The sequence below is a fragment of the Beggiatoa alba B18LD genome, from assembly GCF_000245015.1.
In the GTDB taxonomy this organism is placed as follows: Bacteria; Pseudomonadota; Gammaproteobacteria; order Beggiatoales; family Beggiatoaceae; genus Beggiatoa; species Beggiatoa alba.
Genome location: NZ_JH600070.1, coordinates 2,928,666 through 2,948,548, shown reverse-complemented (window position 1 = coordinate 2,948,548; position 19,883 = coordinate 2,928,666). Strand labels below are relative to the sequence as shown.

The following is a 19,883-nucleotide window of genomic DNA, read 5'->3' as shown; positions in this document are numbered from 1 at the left end:
TTTCAAAACCTAGCAGGTCTTTTTTAATCAATTGTATCTTCTACTAAACAGACTTGTACAAAATTCTCTACGATTCGCACAGGATAAGATTTTAAGGGGGGGCTAGAGGCATTTAAACAACGTCCTGTTTCTAATTCGAATTCGTAACCGTGAAAAGGACAAGTCACGACACCGTTACAAACATTTCCCATATCTAAAGGTCTGTCTAAATGCGTGCATGAATTTGCAAAACAGCTTACTTGTTGCCCTTGACGGCTAAACAGTAGGGATAATCCTGAAATCTCAAAAGAAATCATACCTTGTTGTGGAATGTCATAGATTTCTGCAACAGGTTGCCAGTGTTGAATAGAGGTCATACTTATTTATCCTGAAAAATCGTAGTTGAGTGTCTCTATGGGGGCTTGAATAAAATTACCTTCAATATAATCAACAGCACATTCCCATAACAAACTTAATGTTGTCGCATCTTCAATAAAAGGCACAATCACTTGTGTGTTTTGTGTGTGAAGTTTATCTGTTATCTGTTTAATGTTTTCTAAAGCATCGGGTTTATTTACAAGCGGTTTAACCAGTTCGGGATGTAGTTTAATAAAGTCCACTTCTAACAGTTTAGCCAGTTGAAAGCCACTGGTTTTTCCATTGAAATCTTGCAAGATAACTTGACATCCCAAAGCTTTTACATCTTTAACAAAGTTTTGGCTTTCTTTCAGTTGGTTAATGACAGTTGGTTGAGAAAGAGTAAACACAACGGATTGATGAGGAATATCGCTAACGGCAAGACATTTGCGAATATAGCCTTGTAATGCACTATTTTTAATCGAGTTGGGGGATAAGCGGACAAATAAGCGGATGGATTCCCGTTCAAAATAACGCTGCATTAAATTCATAATCGCTTGTTTAATGACCCAGCGGTCAATCTCCTCGATAAGTCCGTACTTTTCAGCAATGGGTAAAAATTCATGGGCTTTAATGCCTTCTGGATGGTCATCGCTGTGTAAGCGTAAAAGGACATCGTATAATTTTTGATTTTCTCCATGAAGTCCAACAATCGGTTGAAAAACAAGATAGAAGTTATCGTTGACTAATGCGGATTTAATGGTTTCTTGCCAATAGGTTTGTCGATATTGGTCGCGTTTTAAATTTTCTGCTTTCGCGTGTAACTGGATGCGATTTCCGCCGAGTTCTTGTGCTTGTTGGCAAGCCGATTCTGCTTGTGTCAGTGCGATAGGCGCGCCACCAGATATTTCTTCGTCATAAACCCCCAATCCAATGCTACACGTGGTAAATAGTTGTTGTTGATTGAGTTCTAATACATAGTTTTCTATGGTAGCTCGAATGGAATTCGCTAAGGCTTTTGCTTCGTAAATACTGCGGTCTGTGCTAAGAATCACGAAAACGCTTTCGCTAAAACGGGCAAGCAAATCATGTTGATTCACTTGTTGTTTTAAAAATTGCGCAATTTCAGACATAGCACTGTCCACCGCTTGATATCCTAAAATTTTGCTAATACCGCTATAGCTATCAATACTGATATATAGTGCAATCAATGGATTATCAGCCGCTGTAACTTTCATCCATTCTAGTTGGGAAAGTAGGTATTGACGGTTATATAAACCTGTTGTGACATCTTGATGTAAATAATCGGTTTTGGGTTGGTGTTCGGTATGTTTTAAACGGTTTACAACCGTTGCAACGAGGGCATCGGCTTCGATGGTGTCGCTTAAAAAGTCATCGGCAATCCCTTTAACCGCTGCACGGCGTAAGGTTTGGTCAAATTGTTGGGCAAAGAAAATGAGCGGTAGGCGTTTATATTTTTCTTGATGGCGTAATACGACCGCTAATTCAATTGCATTAATACTTTGCAGTTGGGTATTAATCAGGATAAGAGAGGGAGGATATTTATCTAAGGCATCGATAAGGCGTAATGGTTCTTTTAAAACAGCCGTTTGTAATCCTGCTTGCGATAAAATTTTGGAGTAGCGTTCCCCATAGCGTTGTGTGTCGTCGATAATCAGTATCCGATGGGGGATTTTTTGCCTTTTTTTATCAATTAGTTGTTTTATTTTATTTAAAATAGCAACTATATCCAACGGTTTATTAAAATAAGCATCACCATTAGCACGAACCGCAGCAAGTCGGGCAGCCATATCAGTTCGGGCAGAGATAAAAATCACGGGTAACGGTTCAGTACGATTTTTCTGAATTGCCGCCATGATTTGTGGCCCAGCTAATTCGCCTTCAGATAACATGACATCCATGATAATCAAGGTTGGTGGATAGGTTTGTACTAAATCAATTAGCCCGCGTGTATTGTGAAAAACTTGTACGTTGTAACCATAGGATTTTAAATATTCGGCAAGATATGCGGTGAGTTGTAAATCATCATCAACGAGATAAATCGTTGATTCTTGTTTTTCAGGGATAGGATGGCTTTTAGTCTTTGAGGCAGGTGTAGCGGTAACAGGTTCGTCAGGACTTAAAGCGGCTTGTTGGATATGTCCTAAACGCTGATTAATTTCTATCAATTCGTAAGGTTCAGCAGGGGTGTTACGTTCTAAAATTTCTACTAAAAAAGTATCTAACACGCGAGCCGTTTGGCTTAAGCTCAAAAAACCAAAACTGCCTGCATTACCTGCGACTCGATGAACTTTTTGTTGAAATTGGCGTAAATCTTCCTTGTTCCACTGTTTTTTAATAATTTCCTCTGATTTGACTAAATCAGCGATAGTTTGCGGGAGTTGTCTTGCATACTCTTCACGCAAGGCAAGTAAGGTTTCTTGTAAGGTTTTGCGTGTTGACACGGTCATTATCTCTTTAAAAATAGCAATGTGGTAACCTACTCAATACAAAATAGTATTTAATTATTATTGTAGAACTAGCGATCAACGTGCTTTATAACAAGGTTCTATCATGCTAGACGCAATCCTTGTGCCGTTTTTGAGTTATTGCGTTATTTTAAAAAGTGGTTACTTATAAAATCTTTATTTCATCTACTTATAAATATTATTAATTTTTAATATTTCGTTATTCTTGATAGAAGAAAATAAGTATCCTGCAATTTTCCGCTTAATTACCCTTACAAAAAAGAATATATACAAAACAATTCATTATAGTCCAAGATTCATTTAACTTTTAAACTTGATCTCCTGTTAGTTTGCCGTCATATTCATCAGTATATTAATAATTACTGATATTGCTTGTCACGATAAGGCGTTAGGGTGTGTTTTTATTGATTAAACGCGGGCGGACGAGTGATATACAGGAGGTGTTATCATGATTTTTCGTCAACTGTTCGAGCCTATTTCTGCGACTTATACCTATTTGTTAGGATGTTCACGGACTAAAACAGCGATATTAATTGACCCAGTCTTAGAAACGGTTGAACGTGACATCAGCGTTTTACAGCAATTGGGTTTAACGCTACGTTATACGTTAGAAACACATATTCATGCAGACCATTTAAGCGGTGGGTATCAATTGCGTCAGCTAACAGGTTCGTTGATTGCCGTCGCCGCGTTAGACCAATTAAGTTGTGCCGATATTGCCATCACAGAGGGAACACCATTAGAAATGGGGGATATTCGTATTCAGCCGTTACACACCCCCGGTCATACGCCTACGCATTATGCTTATCTTGTTGCGGGAGACATTCAGACATTATTGTTTACAGGCGATGCTTTATTGATTGATGGCTGTGGGCGTACTGATTTCCAAGGTGGAGACCCCGCGCAATTATATGACAGTATTCATCAGAAGTTTTTTAGCTTGCCTGATGAAACGCTTGTGTATCCTGCACATGATTATGATGGGCGTTTTGTCAGCAGTATCGGACAGGAAAAGCGACGTAATCCGCGTTTAGGACAACAGCGGAGCAAACAAGATTTTATTGCTTTAATGAATAAGTTGGAGTTGCCAAACCCGCGCAAAATGGCATTTGCAGTGCCCAGTAATAAACAATGCGGGGCGTGTTCTCCACAAGTTTTAGATGAATATCAGAAGTTTTGTGCAACGTTGTAAGTAGTCTGAGTTCGGCGAGCTTCTTTTAAAAAAGACAACAGCTTGTCTGAATCAGAATTCACAGAATTTTCAGAATTAAAAAGCATGATTCACCTTAAATTTTTGGGTTAAGAGTTTTAAATTCTGTTAATCCTGATTCAGACAAAAAAAGACCTGCTAGGTTTTCAAAACCTAGCAGGTCTCTGTTTTATTTTATAAAACTCGCCGAACTCAAGTTCAGGTTAAGTAGTCTGAGTTCTGCGAATTTCTTTTAAAAAAGACAACAGCTTGTCTGAATCAGAATTCACAGAATTTTCAGAATTAGCAGAATTAAAAAGCGTGATTCACCTTAAATTTTTGGGTTAAGGGTTTTAAATTCTGTTAATCCTGAAAATCCTGATTCAGACAAAAAAAGACCTGCTAGATTTTCAAAACCTAGCAGGTCTATGGCGATGTGTGCCAAAGAAATGGCTATTTTCCACCGCCAACGGTGATAATCACTTGTTTATCCGCTTGTAAATGGCTTTGAAATGCTTTACGAATTCCTTCAACCGTCACAGCTTCTACTCGTGCATTAAACTTTTGTAAATGGTCTAAAGGCAATTGATAAAAGCCAATTGTTGCTAAGTAATTGACAATTTTTGCATTACTTCCAATCCGCAATGGGAAACCACCTGTAATATTTTTCTTCGCCGCTTCTAACTCTTCAGGGCTTACCCCTTCTTGAATAAAGGTTTTTAACGTGGTGCGTAAGACAGTTAAAGCCTCATCGGCTTTATCGTTACGTGTTTGTAAACCCGCTATAAACGCGCCCCGTTCTTCTAAGGGCAAGAAATAGCTATAGGCACTATAGGCTAAACCGCGTTTTTCCCGCACTTCTTGCGATACCCGCGACACTAAACCATTACCACCTAAAATGTGATTGCCTACATATAACGCAAAATAATCAGGGTCATGGCGTGAATGGCTGGGTTGACCCACTAAAACATGCGTTTGTGAGGATGGATAGGGAATATGCAATGTTTTCGCCTCAGTTAAATCCGTGACTGGGGGCAACGCGGGGGCGGCTTCTCCTTTTGGCAGTTGTTTTACAACAGATTCAGCAAGTTGTTCCGCTTGTGCACGGTCTATTGCACCCACTAAGGCAATCACTGCATTACTAGCGACATAATAACGTTGATAAAAAGCTTTAATATCTTCAATCGTTAACGCCTTAACGCTTTCCATTGTGCCTTTTAAAGGATTTGCATACGGATGATTGGCAAAAGTCGCTTTTTGAAAAGCGCGGGCTGCGATTTCACTGGGGGATTGCTCCTCGCTTTCTATCCCTAATAAAATTTGTTGTCTTACCCGTTCAACCGCTTGGGCTGGGAAATCAGGGTTTGCCAACACGTTAGCGAATAAGGCTAATGCAGGTTCTAATTGGCTAGATTCCGTTAAACTGCGTAATGACAATTGCGACATTTCTGCATCTAAATCATTGCCAAAATTTGCCCCAACATTATCAAATCGCTCTGCAATCTCATTGGCAGATAAACCGCCCGCCCCTTCATTTAACAAGCCATTGGTTAATAAGGCTAATCCGTCTTTTTCCCCATCGTGCACACTGCCCGCATTAAAAACGACAACCATATCAATAATGGGTAATTCAGGCGCAGGCACAAAATAAACCCGTGCGCCGTTGCTGGTTGTCCAGTGTTGAATGTCATTCATTGCCCAAACAGGCACACAGAACAACATGAAGCTAAATATCAAGCCCTGTAATTTTCTCATTGCATCACTCCTTGTGTGGCGGTAGCGGGTAATGCGCCTGCGGGTGACGCATCGCTTTCAATTGGCAAAGGCTCTAATAGTCCAACGGTTAAATGCTCATCCACCAGATATTTTTTTGCCACTGCTTGAATTTGCTCTGCCGTAACGGCTTTGAGGTTCTTGGTATAATCCGCCGATAACCGCCAATCTAAGCCCACCGTTGCCCACGTACCCAACTTCATGGCTTGATAAAAAACTGAATCTTGTTCATAGACTGTACTCGCTACTAACAAATTCTTAACTCGCGTCAACTCTTCAGGACTGACTAATGTTGTTTGTACTTGCTTCACTTGTTGACGGAAAGCGGTTTCTAACTCACTTAAATTATGTTGCTGTGTTGGTACACCGCTAAAAGTAAATAAACCTTCTAAACGGTTCAACAATTCATAACCAGCCCCCGCACTGCTCGCAATTTCCTGACCACGAACTAATTCCCGTGTTAAGCGCGAACTATCGCCCCCACTTAAGATATATGCTAATACTTCTAAGGCATAAACATCCGTAACCTGTTCAGGTGCAATCGTTTTTAACGAAGGGACTTTATACCCCATGACAATTACAGGCAATTTTGCAGGACGTTTAACGACAATCCGTCGCTCGCCTAACTGTTCCACTTCTGGACGCACAGGCGGTGGCACAATCTCACTCGGCTTTAAATCGGCAAAATATTGTTTTACTAAAGTAAATACTGCTTGTGGTTCTACATCACCCGCAACAACCAACGTTGCATTATTTGGTGCGTACCACCGCTGATACCATGCTTTTACATCCGCTACTTGATAATTCTCAATATCACTCATCCAACCCACAACAGGATTTTGATAAGGACTATTGGTATAGGCAACAGTACGGAAATGCTCCAACAATAAACTATTTGGCTCATCATCTGTACGATTACGCCGTTCTTCCATCACAACCTGTTTTTCTTTCTCTAACTCTGTCGCATCAAATAACAAATTGCGCATTCTATCGGCTTCTAACTCAAAGCTAATCGCTAAACGGCTTTTTTCTAAGGTTTGAAAAAATGCGGTAAAGTCTGTACTGGTAAACGCATTTTGTGATGCGCCATTTTCCGACATGATGCGGGAAAACTCACCCGTAGGATGCTTTGCAGTGCCTTTAAACAATAAATGCTCTAAAAAATGCGAAACGCCCGTTAATCCAGCAGGTTCATAACTTGCCCCGACTTTATACCAAATTTGACTGGTGACGATGGGCGAACGATGGTCGGGCTTAACAATAATGGTTAACCCATTGTCTAATTTAAATTCTTGGGGGTCTAAATCTGCCGCGAGCAATGGCGTATTCAAACACAATAAGCCCACGGGTAAAAAAGATAGTAAATGGCGAAACTGCATTTTCCGCTCCTTATGGCTGTCATGAATGCGGTGGATTAATTGGGCTATTTCACAGAAAACCAAGTTAAACAATTATTCATGTACTGCGGGATATAACGCTTGTGCAAGCTGTTCAACCCCTGTGACGATATGATGAGAAACAGAGAGTAAATAACGATTATCTAATACAATAATCTGCCCTGACTGTCCCGCTTTTGTTTGTGCAATCAATATATTGTCCTGCAACTGCTGGCGCGTCTGCTCAATCTTATCGGCACTTGTCCCACTGATAATAACGTCAGGTTGCCACAGGGCTAAATTTTCAATACTAATTTTCGTATGTCCTTGAATACCCTGTTCTGTTAATACATTAATCGCATTCACATACTGAAGCATATTATCAAAGGTAGTGCCTTTTCCTGCTGAGTAACCTTCCAAGTCATAAGATAAAACCCGTAATGGTTTCCCTGCTGGAATCCGCGATTTAACGGCATTTAACCGTTGATTCATCTCTGCAATTAACGTTGTTGCTTGTACGTCTGCCCCAATTGCCATGCCAATGACACGAATATGTTGCTGAATATCCTCAATACTATCAAAACGGCTAAAGCGAATTAACGGAATATGACTTGTTTCTAACAACGCCACCATTTCCGCACGGTTATAACTGGCAATAAAAACTAAATCAGGCTGTAAACTCAAAATCTGTTCCGCATTTCCCGCTAATGGGACAAGCATTTGTTGTGCGGTTTCACTGATAAGGCTATAACGCGGGTCTTGTGCTAACCCACTTAATGCGATTAAACGACTCGGTATTGTCAAGGCTAACAAAATTTCATCCGTTGCCAATGTTTGGGACACAATCCGTTGCGGATAACGCGGAATCTGAACGATTTTTCCCTGTTCATCCTCGATTTGTCGCGGAAATTGGGCTTGTTCGACCATTGTTTCAACAACAGGAATATTGAGCGGTTCCGCGTGGATTGTGACAGAGAGAAAATAGAGGCAAAGTATTAAATAACAGCGGAAAAATGGAAGATATTGCATAATAAAAAAATAGGTTTGTTTATAAAAGAAGTTCAGATATACGCTATTTTTGCGTACTAAACCACATCATAAACAGAGGTTTTTAAAATGGATGAAATTACTACCTTATTACAAGAAAAATTACATGATTTGGAAAAAGCATGGGTGTTAGAAACCAGCCCCGCGCATAAATTCGCGTTAGGTAAACAAATTGAAGAAGTCAAAGCTGAATTAGTTGCATGCGGTGGGCAAACAGCGGGCAGTGAGAGAAAAACACAATTTGGCAATATCTCGGTAGGTTCAGTGACAGGCAATGTGATTATTCAACAAGCGGGCAATGATATTGTAATTAATCGCAAATAACCTGAATTCAGCAAGTTTCTTTTAAAAAAGACAACAGCTTGTCTGAATCAGAATTCACAGAATTTTCAGAATTAGCAGAATTAAAAAGCGTGATTCGCATTAATTTCTTGGTTTAAGGGGTTTAAATCCTGTTAATTTTGAAAATTCTGATTCAGACAAAAAAGACCTGCTAGGTTTTGAAAACCTAGCAGGTCTCTGTTTTTGCTCGTTACCAAGCGTCGCTTGCCGAATACAAGCAGACTTAAGATTGAAACATTCAAGTACAAGCCAAGCAGAGCTTGGCGAGTCGGCATTACCCAGTGAAGCTTGGTAACGAGCAAAAATTGGGTAGTGATAAAGAAGGAAGGGGGAGAAATGATGTATTACGCTATTGCAACGGATAGTAGCAATATCGAAAATCAAGATCGGGCTTGTGTTATTCAACGCAATGCAGAAACATTGATAATAGGACTTGCTGATGGCGCAGGTGGATGTAGTGGTGGCGCACAAGCCGCGCAGTTTGTTATTGATGCGGTACAACAAATAACAAATGAGCATCCCAGTATTTTTTTACAACGGTTAGACCAACAAATTGCACAAGATAAAACCGCAGGAGAAACGACTGCGATTGTATTGCAGATACATAAAAATCAATTAATTGGTGCTAGTGTTGGAGATTCCGCAACGTGGTTAATCAATGGTAACGAGGTTTATGATCTCACTCAGCAACAACAACGTAAACCATTATTAGGTTCTGGAAATGCAACACTAACAGCTTTTAATCATCAATTAACAACAGGTTTTTTATTAATTGCATCAGATGGTTTAGTTAAATACCTTTCCGTCGATACCATTGTAAAGCAACCGATACCATTGTAAAGCAACTGAATAAAACCAGTGAATTAATGCAATGTGCTCAACAATTAATCGCGTTAGTCCGTTATCCTTCTGGACAATTACCTGATGATGTAACGGTTGTTTTATGTGCGGTAAGTAATTAACCTGAGTTATGCAATTTATTAAAAAACTTAACCCTTTTGTCTGAATCAGAATTCACAGAATTTTCAGAATTAGCAGAATTAAAAAGCGTCATTCACCTTAAATTTTTGGTTTAAGGGTTTTAAATCCTGAAAATCCTGATTCAGACAATGTTTTAATCTTAATCTGGTGAATTCTGATGAAAAACAAGAAGCAAGAAAATAAGTTATCCGATTGAAATAGTTTCAGCTATTTTACGCCTGAAAATATAACAAGCTTCTGTTTTAACGTTTAGAATCTCTCCAAATTTGGGTTAATTATCATGATTATCCGCTTGTGATAACACAGAATTTTCTTCCCTTTCATCATCCACAGGCATTGCTTGAGTTGGTTCTGCATCGGGATTCTTTTCGGCATATTCTGCTTTTGCCGCTTCTAAATATTGCATGATTTGATAACAGAGTTCTTGACAGCCTTGTCCTGTTACCGCAGAGACTTGAAAGACAGGGGCTTGCCAATTCAGTTGTTTAATAATGGCTTGACAATGTTCGGCTTGCGTTTCTGGGGCTAATAGGTCGAGTTTATTCAAGACGAGCCAGCGCGGTTTTTCGGCGAGGGTTTCACTGTATTTTTCTAATTCTTTTTCAATCGCACGCACCGCATAAACGGGGTCGTCATCCAAGGGAGCTACGTCAACGACATGAAGGAGTAAGCCTGTACGGGAAAGGTGTTTTAAAAACTTAACGCCTAAGCCGATACCTTCCGCCGCGCCTTCAATTAAGCCAGGAATGTCTGCCATGACAAAGCTACGATGTTCTTCAATTTTTACCACGCCTAAATGGGGGTAAAGTGTGGTAAACGGGTAATCAGCGACTTTAGGGCGTGCAGCGGAAACAGCTCGAATCAGGGTAGATTTGCCTGCATTGGGCATTCCCAGTAATCCAACATCGGCAAGGACTTGTAGTTCTAAACGGAGTGTTCGTTCTTCGCCTAGTGTGCCGTGTGTGGTTTTGCGGGGGGCGCGGTTGACGCTGCTTTTAAAGTGAATATTGCCTAAGCCTCTTTCTCCGCCTTTGGCAACTAATAATGTTTGTCCTGCGCGGACTAAATCGCCTAGCAGTTCTTCTGTATTGCAGTCGTAAACGGTTGTACCGATGGGAACAGAGATATATAAATCTTCGCCACCTTTGCCAAAGCATTGGCTGCCCATTCCTGGTTGTCCATTTTTGGCACGAAAGTGTCGTTTATAACGAAAATCAACAAGGGTATTAAACTCAATGGATGCAATGAGATAAACACTCCCTCCATCGCCTCCGTCGCCTCCATCGGGCCCGCCTTTCGGAATAAATTTTTCACGGCGAAAACTTAAACAGCCGTCGCCGCCTTTGCCAGCAAGGACTTCAATTGTAGCTTCATCAACGAATTTCATAATGCTTTAAACCAAATAAGGTGCGATGGATATCGCAATGGGGAATAACGATAGGTGATTGAATAATCTGCGGGGTATGTGTTTGTGTAATAGCGTAACGTAAGTTTAAATGAGTTTTTGCGGTGTTTTATGAGCAGTAAATACGCAGTTTTTTAGGCTTTCTCTTACGTTAGCTATTTTAACAGATGGGCGTACAGATGACTATTTGATTGAGAATATCAGGCTGTCGCTTTTTATTGGGTTTCTTTCTCTTGTTTTTCGGCTTGTTGTTTGAGGGTGTTTTCTACCCCTTGGGCTTTGTCTAGGGGGCGTTTTACTTCTTCTGTGATGGTGATGTTGTTGTTTTGTTGGCTTTGGTTATTCGATGCGTCTGAGCAAGCGGTTAAGCTGGCGAGCAGGGTCAGCAGAATAGCAAGACTAAGACTAAGGTAGCGATAGAGCGGTAACATTGTAGCTCCTAGTAACGGGTGTGCATTTATTTGGTCGGGCTACCTGAGGTAGCGACTAATTTTGTTTCTAAGCGTTCAATCGCTTTTTTCTCGCGTTCGAGCGCACCTTCTGCTTTGATAATGCGGTTGCGTAGGGTGGTTGCTTCGCTTTTTACGAAGTTATTATCTTGTTCTAACTTGGCAATGGTTTCTTTATAGGTTTTTTCTTGTGCTTCGGCGCGGGTTGTGATGGCAACAAGTTTCTTTTCTAACTCAATACGGAGTTTTTCTTCTGCGTCGCGGGCTTCGCGGAATTCCTGTTTATCTTCTTTGAGCAGTTTAATATCGGATTCTAGTTTGCGGATGGTTTCGCGTAATTCTTGGGTTAAGGCTTCAGCAACAGCAACTTTGGTTTGTTCTGTTTTGAGTTGTTTCCACGTTTGTTCGGCTTCTGCGGTGGTGGTGTTGATGGTTTTTTCTAAGCGTTCACGATTGCGTTGTTGTACGGTGATTTCTTCGCGTAGGGTTCGTAAGTCAACTTGGTCTTGTTGGCTTTGATAAACAACTTCGTGTAGGCGTTTTTGTGCGATTTCGCCACTTTCGCGGGCGCGTCCGAGTTCTTCGTGTAGATTTTTAATGTCGTGTTCTTGTTTTTCGATCTTTTCTTGTAGAACAGCGATGTGGCTATGTGCGGTTTTGACTTCGCCTATTTCACGGTCTAAGTCTATGTGTAAGGACTTATTTTCTTTGGTTAAGTTGTCTATTTTGGCATAGGCTTGTTGTCGTTCAACATTAAGACGTTCAACTTCTTGTAAAGCTTGTTGCTGTTGTGAAATCGCATTCTTTTCAACAGTTGCAGAGGCTTCACGAATTTTTGCAATTTCAGCATTTGCCAGTGATTGAGAAAAAATCCAGATTGCTTGAGTTGCTTCAGTGCCAATCCGTTGAATTTCTTCAGGTAATTTAACGGGGGATTCTTCAGTTAATGAGATACTAATTTTTTTATCAGACATGACGGATTACTTTACGCCGTAAGGAAGGAATTTAAATAGTTTTGTGCGGTATTTAACCGTATTTAATACATTTTTTGTGTCTTAAAATCTATCATCATGCATAGTATGCCTATGATCATAACTGATTGCTGTTAAGTTATATAGAGCGTTTGCCTACTGACTGATGCGGTATTGAATGTGTAATATCAGGTCGATATTTGCGGTCTTATTTTAGATTAACAAGCCTTTTTCATCCTTAAACAAAATAGGATTTATAACGAAAATGGATAAATACTTTTACCGCTTTTTGCTTTGTTGTTATTTGAGCTTTTTTAGCTTTTTGCCTGCTCATGCAACTCAACCATTAGCACCTTCTGCTGTACCACCTGCGTTGCAACCGTGGATTGATTGGGTGTTGCATGAGCAAACAGAGAAGGATTGCCCTTATTTTTATCAACGTGAAGAAAAGTTATGTCGTTGGGCTTCACAGTTGGTTATCAGCGTAGAGGGTCAACAAGCGCGATTTAAGCAGTCGTGGCATACATTTGCAGCTGGGACAGTTGCTTTACTGGGTGATGCAAATTTATGGGCGCAAGATGTGCAATTAAATGGTCAGCCTGTTGCTGTGATGGATATTGAGGGGATTCCGCATATTCAATTACCTGCGGGTGAGTCGGTGGTTACTGGGGTTTTATCATGGCAACGAATGCCTGAGTCAATTCCTGTTCCCCCAGAAACTGGTTTAGTCAGTTTGTTTATTGATGGGAAGCCGATGGCAATTCCTGAGTTGGATGCTGAGGGGCGTTTGTGGTTACGCCAAACAGCACAATCGGCGGAGACGGTGGAGGAAAATCGTTTAGATATTCGTATTTATCGGCAAGTTATTGATGAAATTCCTTTACAAATGGTTACGCGGGTAGAAATTGATGTTGCGGGGCAAAATCGGGAGGCGATGTTAGGGAATTTGTTATTAGCGGGACAGATTCCGATGAATTTAACCAGTCCTTTGCCTGCACGTTTAGAAACTGATGGGCGGTTGCGCTTACAAGTGCGTCCAGGTTCTTATTCCATTTTATTGCACACTCGCCAAATGGGGGCCGTCACTGCCTTAACGTTACCTGTGGTTGAGGGATTACCAGAGGAAGAAATCTGGGTTTTTGATGCGCGTAATGCGTTGCGTTTAGTGGATGTAACCAATGTAACGGCTATCGACCCGCAACAAACAACTTTGCCAAGCGAATGGCGACAATATCCTGCCTATCAGGTAAAAGCTGGCGATACTTTGCAGTTAGTGGAAAAACGCCGTGGCGACCCTGCGCCAAGTCCTGCGCAATTATCATTGCATCGTCAATTTTGGCTGGATTTTGACGGCGTTGGTTACAGTGTACAAGACCGAATTAGTGGCACGATGACGCAAGGCTGGCGGTTAGAAATGTTAAATACCAGCCCTGAAGCATCGGGTGAGTTACAAACGCATTTAGGGCGCGTCAGTGTGAATGGTCAAGACCAATTTATCACTCGTTTAACAACTAATGCGAATACAGGCGTAGAAGTGCGTCAGGGACAAGTGAATGCTGTCGCGGATAGCCGTTTAGAAAATGCGTTAAATGATGTGCCTGCCGTCGCTTGGGTCGCGGGTAGTCAAGTAGAACCAACTGCTAATTTTCAACAGGTTTATGCCAGTTTACACCTGCCACCGGGTTGGCGGTTGTTTCATGTGGATGGTGTGGATAGCGTACAGACAACATGGCTACAACAATGGACATTGCTCGATTTATTCACCGTGCTTGTGCTGACGTTGGCTGTTGGTAAATTGTGGCGGTGGTATTGGGGCGTACTCATGTTGTGTACTTTAGTACTTAGTTGGCAACATGCGGATATTCCTGCGGTTGTTTGGTTTAGCTTATTAGTGAGTTTAGCCCTTTTAAAAGTGCTTCCGACATTAAACTGGTTTACCAGAGGAATTTATTTGTGGCGTAACCTCAGTTTATTAGCTTTATTAATTATTGTTATTCCCTTCATGGTTGCTGATGTTAGACAAGCGATTTATCCACAGTTAGAAAATCAATGGCGTTCTCTTATCGATTCGAATCGTAGCGCGTCAACTTATTACCCCAGCACAGTACCCGCTCCCGAACCGCAAGTAGCAAAACCCGCAGATGTAGAGGGTGCAGTTATGAATCAAGAGGAACAAGATGTATCTACTATCCTTAATATGCCTTCACAAGGGATGAATAAATACGATTTGGGCAGAGAAGACAAACGCAAGAAAGCGAAAAAACAACAATTGGCACAAATTGACCCTAATGCACAAGTACAAACGGGGCAAGGTTTACCTGAATGGGACTGGCGCACGATTCAATTGAGTTGGTCAGGGCCTGTTGCTGCCAATCATAGCGTGCATTTTTACTTACTCTCACCGTTGCAAAATCGGTTTATTGGATTTACCCGTGTGATTTTACTCGGCATTATGCTTGCGTTTTTCCTCTGGATTTCATGGGGTAGTAAAGCACGGCATTTGCTGATGACACCTTTTAAACCAGCAATAGTTAGTACATTGTTAGCACTTTGCTTAAGCACGGGCTTATTCTACGGGCTTACACATTCAACAACCGTACAAGCCAGTGAAACGACTCCCCCCCTAGTCAATGCTACAAATGTCGTTTACCCGCCTGAAAGCTTACTGAATGAGTTACAAATACGCCTACTTGCACCGCCTTTATGCTTACCACATTGCGCCAGCAGTCCCCGTATGGCGATTGAAATTGCAGACGACCATTTGTTAATTCGGGCAGAAATCCATACCCAAATAGCAACCGCTGTACCGCTTGCAGGCAGTGCACAAGAATGGTTACCGCAACAAGTTTGGGTTGATGACAGCCCCGCAACCGTATTGCAACGCGATGATAACGGGCAACTGTGGGTATATCTCTCCGCAGGCATTCACCATGTACAACTACATGGCATTTTACCCAACCGCCAAAGCGTACAATTAGCCCTTCCCTTAAAACCCCATCATGTCAGCCTGAATATAAACGGTTGGCGTGTCGATGGCATACATGACAATGGGTTAGCGGATGACCAGTTACAATTTAGTCGAGAAATACAAAACGGTGAAAATAATACAAATCGCCCGTTAGAAATGGGCAATTTACCGCCTTTTGTACAAATTGAGCGCACGCTGTTACTGGGTTTAGATTGGCAAGTTGAGACCAAAGTCACCCGCTTAACGCAAACAGGGAATGCAATTGTCTTAGAAGTTCCTCTTCTTGCAGGCGAATCCGTGACGAGTGAATCGATACGAGTTAATGCAGGAAAAGCCCTTGTAAATCTTGCCCCTGACCAAACTGAAACCAGTTGGATTTCCATCTTTGATAAAAGTGACCAACTGCAATTAGTAGCACAAACAAGCCTTGCACAGACAGAAGTCTGGCGACTCAATGCCAGCGCAATTTGGCATGTGGAAACAGCAGGAATTCCGATGATTTATCATCAAAGTGGCGGGCAATGGCTACCAGAATGGCGACCCTATCCCAATGAATCAGTTACGCTCAACATCACCCGCCCCAGTGGCGTGAGTGGGCAAGTCATGACGATAGACCGTAGCTTACTACTCATTCGCCCTGGACAACGAGCGACAGACACCACATTAAGCTTTACCCTACGCAGTAGTCGCGGTGGACAACACAACATTACCCTGCCTGAAGGTGCGCAATTACAATCGGTAAGCATAAACAATGTAATGCAACCCATTCGGCAAGAAGGGCAACAAGTGTTGCTACCCATCACACCAGGTGTGCAAAACATAGAAATGCGTCTCCTCGAAAATACAGGCGTTAACACATACTACGAAACCAATCCCCCCAACTTAGGCATTGATAGTGTTAATCATCAAACACAACTGGCTATGCCAAATGGACGTTGGATTTTACTCGTTGGTGGGGATGCCATTGGTCCTGCGGTATTAATTTGGGGATTATTAATAGTATTTATCGCACTCTCGATAGGCTTGGGACAAACACAATTGACCCCCGTTAAAACGTATCAATGGATACTCTTAAGCTTTGTATTAAGCCAAATTCCGATAGAAATGGCGTTATGTATCGTCGGCTGGCTTTTTGCCTTAGGTTGGCGGGCAACAATCAATCCTGAATTATATCGCCCTTGGCAATTTGCCTTGATACAAATTGGTTTAGTCCTCCTCAGTTTCATGGCATTAGGCTCACTCTTATTTGCCATTCAACAAGGATTATTAGGTGATCCTGAGATGCACATCATGGGCAATGGGTCTTACCATACCCAATTAAATTGGTATCAAGACCGTGTACAAGCAACTTTACCGCATGTTTGGGTTTGGTCACTTCCGCTCTGGATTTATCAAATTTTGATGCTAATGTGGGCATTATGGTTAGCCTTCGCGCTATTAGGCTGGCTACGTTGGGGCTGGCAATGCTTTAGCCACGAAGGCTTATGGCGCAAAGTTTGGCGACGGAAAAAATCTGTACAAACCGCAGAAACAATCACATCAGAAACGTTAAAAATTGATGTGCCGTAGTTAAGACTTGAAGAACTTAATCGCAACAGACCTGTTAGGATTTAAAAACCTAACAGGTCTCTGTTTTAATTTTTCAAAATAAAACAACATGATAAAAACAATGATTTTAGCGGCGGGACGGGGTGAGCGGATGCGTCCATTAACGGACACCTGTCCGAAACCCTTGTTAAAAGTCGGGGAAAAAGCATTAATTGAACATCATATAACCCGTTTAGTAAACGCAGGCTTAACGGATATTGTGATTAATCACGCATGGTTAGGTGAACAAATTGAACAAGCCTTAGGCGACGGCTCACGTTATGGGGCAACAATTGCCTATTCACGAGAAGCACAAGCATTAGAAACAGGGGGCGGGATTTATCAAGCCTTACCACTCTTAGGGAATGCACCTTTTTGGATAATCAATGGCGATGTCTGGAGTGATTATCCAATTGAAAAATTTAAAAACTTCTCCCTGCAAGGTTTAGCACATCTCATTTTAGTAGATAATCCTGAGCATCATCCACAAGGAGATTTTTATTTAAATCAATCCACTGTTTCTACCAGTGGTGAACCCCGTTTAACCTTTAGCGGAATTGCCTGTTATCACCCTGATTTATTTAAAAACTGCCAACAAGGACGTTTCTCAATCGTTCCCTTACTGTTAAACGCAATGACACAGCACCAAGTCACAGGCGAACACTATCACGGGCAATGGCTAGATATCGGCACACCTGAACGTTTAGCTCAACTAAATCAAGCCTTAAGCACGAAGTAAATGCAATCTTCGCAAGCCTTCTCGTAAACCCGCGATTAAAAATCCGCACCCATAGCTCAGATGCAAAGTAAGAAAAACAAGGGCTACTAATCCCGTTAATGATAAGGCTTTAGGAAAGGTACAGCGCATTGTAAATAAACCTAATACACTGAAATAACTGCTTAAAATAGGTATTAATAAATAGAAACCTAAGCCTTGATAAAAACTTGTGAGTATGCCAAGCACTAAGCTTAGAACAAACAACGCGGGCACTAAATGACGAATAGATGTCGGTAACGTGTGTTTACGAATCACCCCATATTTACCCTGTCCATATTGAAAATATTGCAACCAGAGTTTTTTTAACGAATCACGCGGATAATAAAAAGATTGAATTGTTGCACTTAAATAAATTTTTCCGCCCTGTTTGATTAAACGATAATTTAACTCATCATCCTCTGCACCGATGAGAGCTTCATCATAATTACCAATTTTTTCAAAAACTTGACGACGATACGCGCCTAAATAAACCGTATCGACATAACCTTCATATTGCGTGTAGTGAAAATGCGAATTGCCAACACCGAAAACTGAAGTTGTTGCTAGTTCAATGGCTTGTGTTACCCGATTTGTCGTTTTAATCCGAATATGCCCGCCAACATTATCCGCCCCCGTTTTCTCTAAACAAGCTACACACTGACGCACATAATCTGTTGCATACTCTGTATGTGCATCCAAACGAATTAAATAATCTCCTTGTGCTTGCGCAATCGCTAAATTTAAGCTGCTTGGCGTGTTACGGCGTGGATTTCTCAACACCATTAACGCGGGCATTGTCCGTTGATAACTCTTTAATAATGCTAACGAACTGTCAGTTGAATCCCCATCAACCGCAATTACTTCTATCGCGGTTGTAGGATAATCTTGAGCTTGAATCTGTTGAAATAGTGTCGGTAAAAAAAGAGCTTCATTATAAATAGGAATCAAAAGGCTCACTTTTTTAATGGGATTCATGTTGCCGCCCTAATAAAAAATACGTTTGCATCTCGCCTTTACCTTTTACCGTTAACAGCTCTCGTTTTTCAAAAATGAACTTTTTATGCAATTTTTGATAAATTTCTTCAGAAACCTGAATCTTGTTAGGCATACTATGTGATTCCATTCGACTGGCGGTATTCACTGTATCTCCCCATAAATCATAAATAAATTTCTTTTGACCTATCACGCCCGCCACAACAGCCCCCGAATGAAAGCCAATGCGTAATTGTAAATGGTGTCCTGATTCACGGTTAAATAACTCAATTTCATGCAACATATCTAATGCCATTTCTGCTATATTTTCCGCATGTTTGGGCAATGCTTGTGGGATACCACCGACAACCATATAAGCATCTCCAATGGTTTTTATTTTTTCCACATCATATTTTTCGACTAAACGGTCAAAACGGCAAAAAATATTATCTAACATCCCGACTAAGCCCTCAGGCGAAATACTGGCAGATAATTTAGTAAAGCCAACTAAATCAGCAAATAATACAGTTGCATCAGGATAACTATCCGCAATAATGTGTGAGCCTTCTTTTAAACGTTGCGCGACTAAATGCGGCAAAATATTTAAAAGTAAGCGTTCTGATTTTGCTTTTTCTGCGGCTAACTCTCGATAAGCATTGAGCAATTCTGCATTTTTTTCAGAAAGTTTAATATTTTGTAAATGTTCTATTTCTCGCTGTTGCACGATTGCCAACAAGCGAAATAAGCGTAAGATGCGGACAAAACGCAGAAAAATCGCAAAATGAGTGCTCGGCAGTAGATAAACAGCAACCAGTAAAAAATCAAAAACATTCCACTTGTCTAAAAAGAATTGTCCGAATTTGCGTCCATATGAACCAATACGAATGATAATTTCAATGAAAAAAATCACAAAGATAATATGGTCTAACCAGTAAAATATCTCGCCGTAACGATGTAATAATTCTGGATAACCTTCTAAACAGACTAGAAAAACAGAAAAAAAGATAGTTCCAATAATAAAATTTTGAAATTCTTTGGTACGTTCAATTTTTCTACAAAGCTCAACAAGCATTGCTCATCCCTTACCTAATAAATTCATTGGGGATGTGTATGCATGTTTGTTTCATGCGCTTATCATTCCCCCAATATTTTTAATTTTTAGCCCATACACGATAGTTGGCTAACCATTACATTCTTCTTCTGCGAAAATATTACCAACCTTGCATAGTCACTCGCAATTT

Annotated in this window: 15 protein-coding genes; 5 read left to right on the top strand and 10 right to left on the bottom strand. The window is 41.0% G+C overall.

Features of this window, described 5'->3' with window-relative positions; genetic code table 11:
- Positions 1–23: 23 nt before the first annotated feature.
- Positions 24–356: a Rieske (2Fe-2S) protein gene (locus BEGALDRAFT_RS11970; protein WP_002690324.1), complete on the bottom strand. Its 333-nt coding sequence runs from the start codon at positions 354–356 to the stop codon at positions 24–26.
- Between the two features lie 6 nt (positions 357–362).
- The gene (locus BEGALDRAFT_RS11965) at positions 363–2,801 is read right to left on the bottom strand and encodes an EAL domain-containing response regulator (protein WP_198284638.1); all 2,439 of its coding nucleotides are present in this window, start codon (positions 2,799–2,801) and stop codon (positions 363–365) included.
- A gap of 472 nt (positions 2,802–3,273) precedes the next feature.
- Between BEGALDRAFT_RS11965 and BEGALDRAFT_RS11960 the strand changes: the two genes are divergently transcribed.
- Positions 3,274–4,017, top strand: a complete 744-nt coding sequence (locus BEGALDRAFT_RS11960; protein WP_002690320.1) for an MBL fold metallo-hydrolase — start codon at positions 3,274–3,276, stop codon at positions 4,015–4,017.
- A 450-nt stretch (positions 4,018–4,467) separates the two neighbouring features.
- On the opposite strand, the gene BEGALDRAFT_RS11955 is transcribed toward BEGALDRAFT_RS11960, so the two are convergent.
- From BEGALDRAFT_RS11955 to BEGALDRAFT_RS11945, 3 genes are all read right to left on the bottom strand, one after another.
- The gene (locus BEGALDRAFT_RS11955) at positions 4,468–5,769 is read right to left on the bottom strand and encodes a M16 family metallopeptidase (RefSeq protein WP_002690319.1); all 1,302 of its coding nucleotides are present in this window, start codon (positions 5,767–5,769) and stop codon (positions 4,468–4,470) included.
- Positions 5,766–7,166, bottom strand: coding sequence for a M16 family metallopeptidase (locus BEGALDRAFT_RS11950; RefSeq protein ID WP_002690317.1), 1,401 nt, complete (start codon positions 7,164–7,166; stop codon positions 5,766–5,768). Before BEGALDRAFT_RS11950 ends, BEGALDRAFT_RS11955 begins: the two co-directional genes overlap by 4 nt.
- Positions 7,167–7,238: 72 nt before the next feature.
- A complete protein-coding gene (locus tag BEGALDRAFT_RS11945; RefSeq protein WP_002690315.1) occupies positions 7,239–8,192 on the bottom strand; it encodes an ABC transporter substrate-binding protein in 954 nt (317 codons plus the stop codon).
- Between the two features lie 87 nt (positions 8,193–8,279).
- Here BEGALDRAFT_RS11945 and BEGALDRAFT_RS11940 point away from each other — a divergent pair, with 87 nt between their 5' ends.
- Together BEGALDRAFT_RS11940 and BEGALDRAFT_RS11935 are read left to right on the top strand one after the other, a co-directional pair.
- Positions 8,280–8,534 carry a hypothetical protein gene (locus BEGALDRAFT_RS11940; RefSeq protein WP_002690314.1) on the top strand — a complete coding sequence of 85 codons (255 nt, stop codon included), beginning with the start codon at positions 8,280–8,282 and terminating at the stop codon, positions 8,532–8,534.
- Positions 8,535–8,888: 354 nt separating this feature from the next.
- A complete protein-coding gene (locus tag BEGALDRAFT_RS11935) occupies positions 8,889–9,392 on the top strand; it encodes a PP2C family serine/threonine-protein phosphatase (RefSeq protein ID WP_157237585.1) in 504 nt (167 codons plus the stop codon).
- Between the two features lie 412 nt (positions 9,393–9,804).
- Here BEGALDRAFT_RS11935 and cgtA read toward each other — a convergent pair whose 3' ends face one another.
- The 3 genes from cgtA to BEGALDRAFT_RS11920 form a co-directional block, all read right to left on the bottom strand.
- Positions 9,805–10,920 carry an Obg family GTPase CgtA gene (cgtA, locus tag BEGALDRAFT_RS11930; RefSeq protein WP_002690312.1) on the bottom strand — a complete coding sequence of 372 codons (1,116 nt, stop codon included), beginning with the start codon at positions 10,918–10,920 and terminating at the stop codon, positions 9,805–9,807.
- Positions 10,921–11,153: 233 nt separating this feature from the next.
- On the bottom strand, positions 11,154–11,369 hold the full coding sequence (locus BEGALDRAFT_RS11925; protein ID WP_002690311.1) for a hypothetical protein: 216 nt from the start codon (positions 11,367–11,369) through the stop codon (positions 11,154–11,156).
- Positions 11,370–11,395: 26 nt separating this feature from the next.
- The gene (locus BEGALDRAFT_RS11920) at positions 11,396–12,361 is read right to left on the bottom strand and encodes a coiled-coil domain-containing protein (protein ID WP_002690310.1); all 966 of its coding nucleotides are present in this window, start codon (positions 12,359–12,361) and stop codon (positions 11,396–11,398) included.
- Between the two features lie 262 nt (positions 12,362–12,623).
- Here BEGALDRAFT_RS11920 and BEGALDRAFT_RS11915 point away from each other — a divergent pair, with 262 nt between their 5' ends.
- Together BEGALDRAFT_RS11915 and murU are read left to right on the top strand one after the other, a co-directional pair.
- Positions 12,624–16,895, top strand: a complete 4,272-nt coding sequence (locus BEGALDRAFT_RS11915; RefSeq protein WP_002690309.1) for a hypothetical protein — start codon at positions 12,624–12,626, stop codon at positions 16,893–16,895.
- Between the two features lie 88 nt (positions 16,896–16,983).
- Complete coding sequence (gene murU, locus BEGALDRAFT_RS11910; protein ID WP_408610378.1) at positions 16,984–17,652, top strand: N-acetylmuramate alpha-1-phosphate uridylyltransferase MurU; 669 nt, start codon at positions 16,984–16,986, stop codon at positions 17,650–17,652.
- Here the strand turns inward: murU and BEGALDRAFT_RS11905 are convergent.
- Together BEGALDRAFT_RS11905 and BEGALDRAFT_RS18330 are read right to left on the bottom strand one after the other, a co-directional pair.
- Entirely contained in the window at positions 17,638–18,645 is a 1,008-nt protein-coding gene (locus BEGALDRAFT_RS11905) for a glycosyltransferase family 2 protein (protein WP_002690307.1), read from the bottom strand. The two genes, murU and BEGALDRAFT_RS11905, sit on opposite strands and share 15 nt — an antisense overlap.
- Positions 18,632–19,714: an adenylate/guanylate cyclase domain-containing protein gene (locus tag BEGALDRAFT_RS18330; protein WP_002690305.1), complete on the bottom strand. Its 1,083-nt coding sequence runs from the start codon at positions 19,712–19,714 to the stop codon at positions 18,632–18,634. The genes BEGALDRAFT_RS11905 and BEGALDRAFT_RS18330 overlap by 14 nt, the downstream gene beginning before the upstream one ends.
- Between the last annotated feature and the right edge of the window lie 169 nt (positions 19,715–19,883).

Excerpts from the sequence above, each read along its gene's own strand:
- BEGALDRAFT_RS11970 (WP_002690324.1), bottom strand. The coding sequence starts at position 356 with ATGACCTCTATTCAACACTGGCAACCTGTTGCAGAAATCTATGACATT.
- BEGALDRAFT_RS11960 (WP_002690320.1), top strand. The coding sequence starts at position 3,274 with ATGATTTTTCGTCAACTGTTCGAGCCTATTTCTGCGACTTATACCTAT.
- BEGALDRAFT_RS11955 (WP_002690319.1), bottom strand. The coding sequence starts at position 5,769 with ATGAGAAAATTACAGGGCTTGATATTTAGCTTCATGTTGTTCTGTGTG.
- BEGALDRAFT_RS11950 (WP_002690317.1), bottom strand. The coding sequence starts at position 7,166 with ATGCAGTTTCGCCATTTACTATCTTTTTTACCCGTGGGCTTATTGTGT.
- BEGALDRAFT_RS11945 (WP_002690315.1), bottom strand. The coding sequence starts at position 8,192 with ATGCAATATCTTCCATTTTTCCGCTGTTATTTAATACTTTGCCTCTAT.
- BEGALDRAFT_RS11940 (WP_002690314.1), top strand. The coding sequence starts at position 8,280 with ATGGATGAAATTACTACCTTATTACAAGAAAAATTACATGATTTGGAA.
- BEGALDRAFT_RS11935 (WP_157237585.1), top strand. The coding sequence starts at position 8,889 with ATGATGTATTACGCTATTGCAACGGATAGTAGCAATATCGAAAATCAA.
- cgtA (WP_002690312.1), bottom strand. The coding sequence starts at position 10,920 with ATGAAATTCGTTGATGAAGCTACAATTGAAGTCCTTGCTGGCAAAGGC.
- BEGALDRAFT_RS11925 (WP_002690311.1), bottom strand. The coding sequence starts at position 11,369 with ATGTTACCGCTCTATCGCTACCTTAGTCTTAGTCTTGCTATTCTGCTG.
- BEGALDRAFT_RS11920 (WP_002690310.1), bottom strand. The coding sequence starts at position 12,361 with ATGTCTGATAAAAAAATTAGTATCTCATTAACTGAAGAATCCCCCGTT.
- BEGALDRAFT_RS11915 (WP_002690309.1), top strand. The coding sequence starts at position 12,624 with ATGGATAAATACTTTTACCGCTTTTTGCTTTGTTGTTATTTGAGCTTT.
- murU (WP_408610378.1), top strand. The coding sequence starts at position 16,984 with ATGATAAAAACAATGATTTTAGCGGCGGGACGGGGTGAGCGGATGCGT.
- BEGALDRAFT_RS11905 (WP_002690307.1), bottom strand. The coding sequence starts at position 18,645 with ATGAATCCCATTAAAAAAGTGAGCCTTTTGATTCCTATTTATAATGAA.
- BEGALDRAFT_RS18330 (WP_002690305.1), bottom strand. The coding sequence starts at position 19,714 with ATGCTTGTTGAGCTTTGTAGAAAAATTGAACGTACCAAAGAATTTCAA.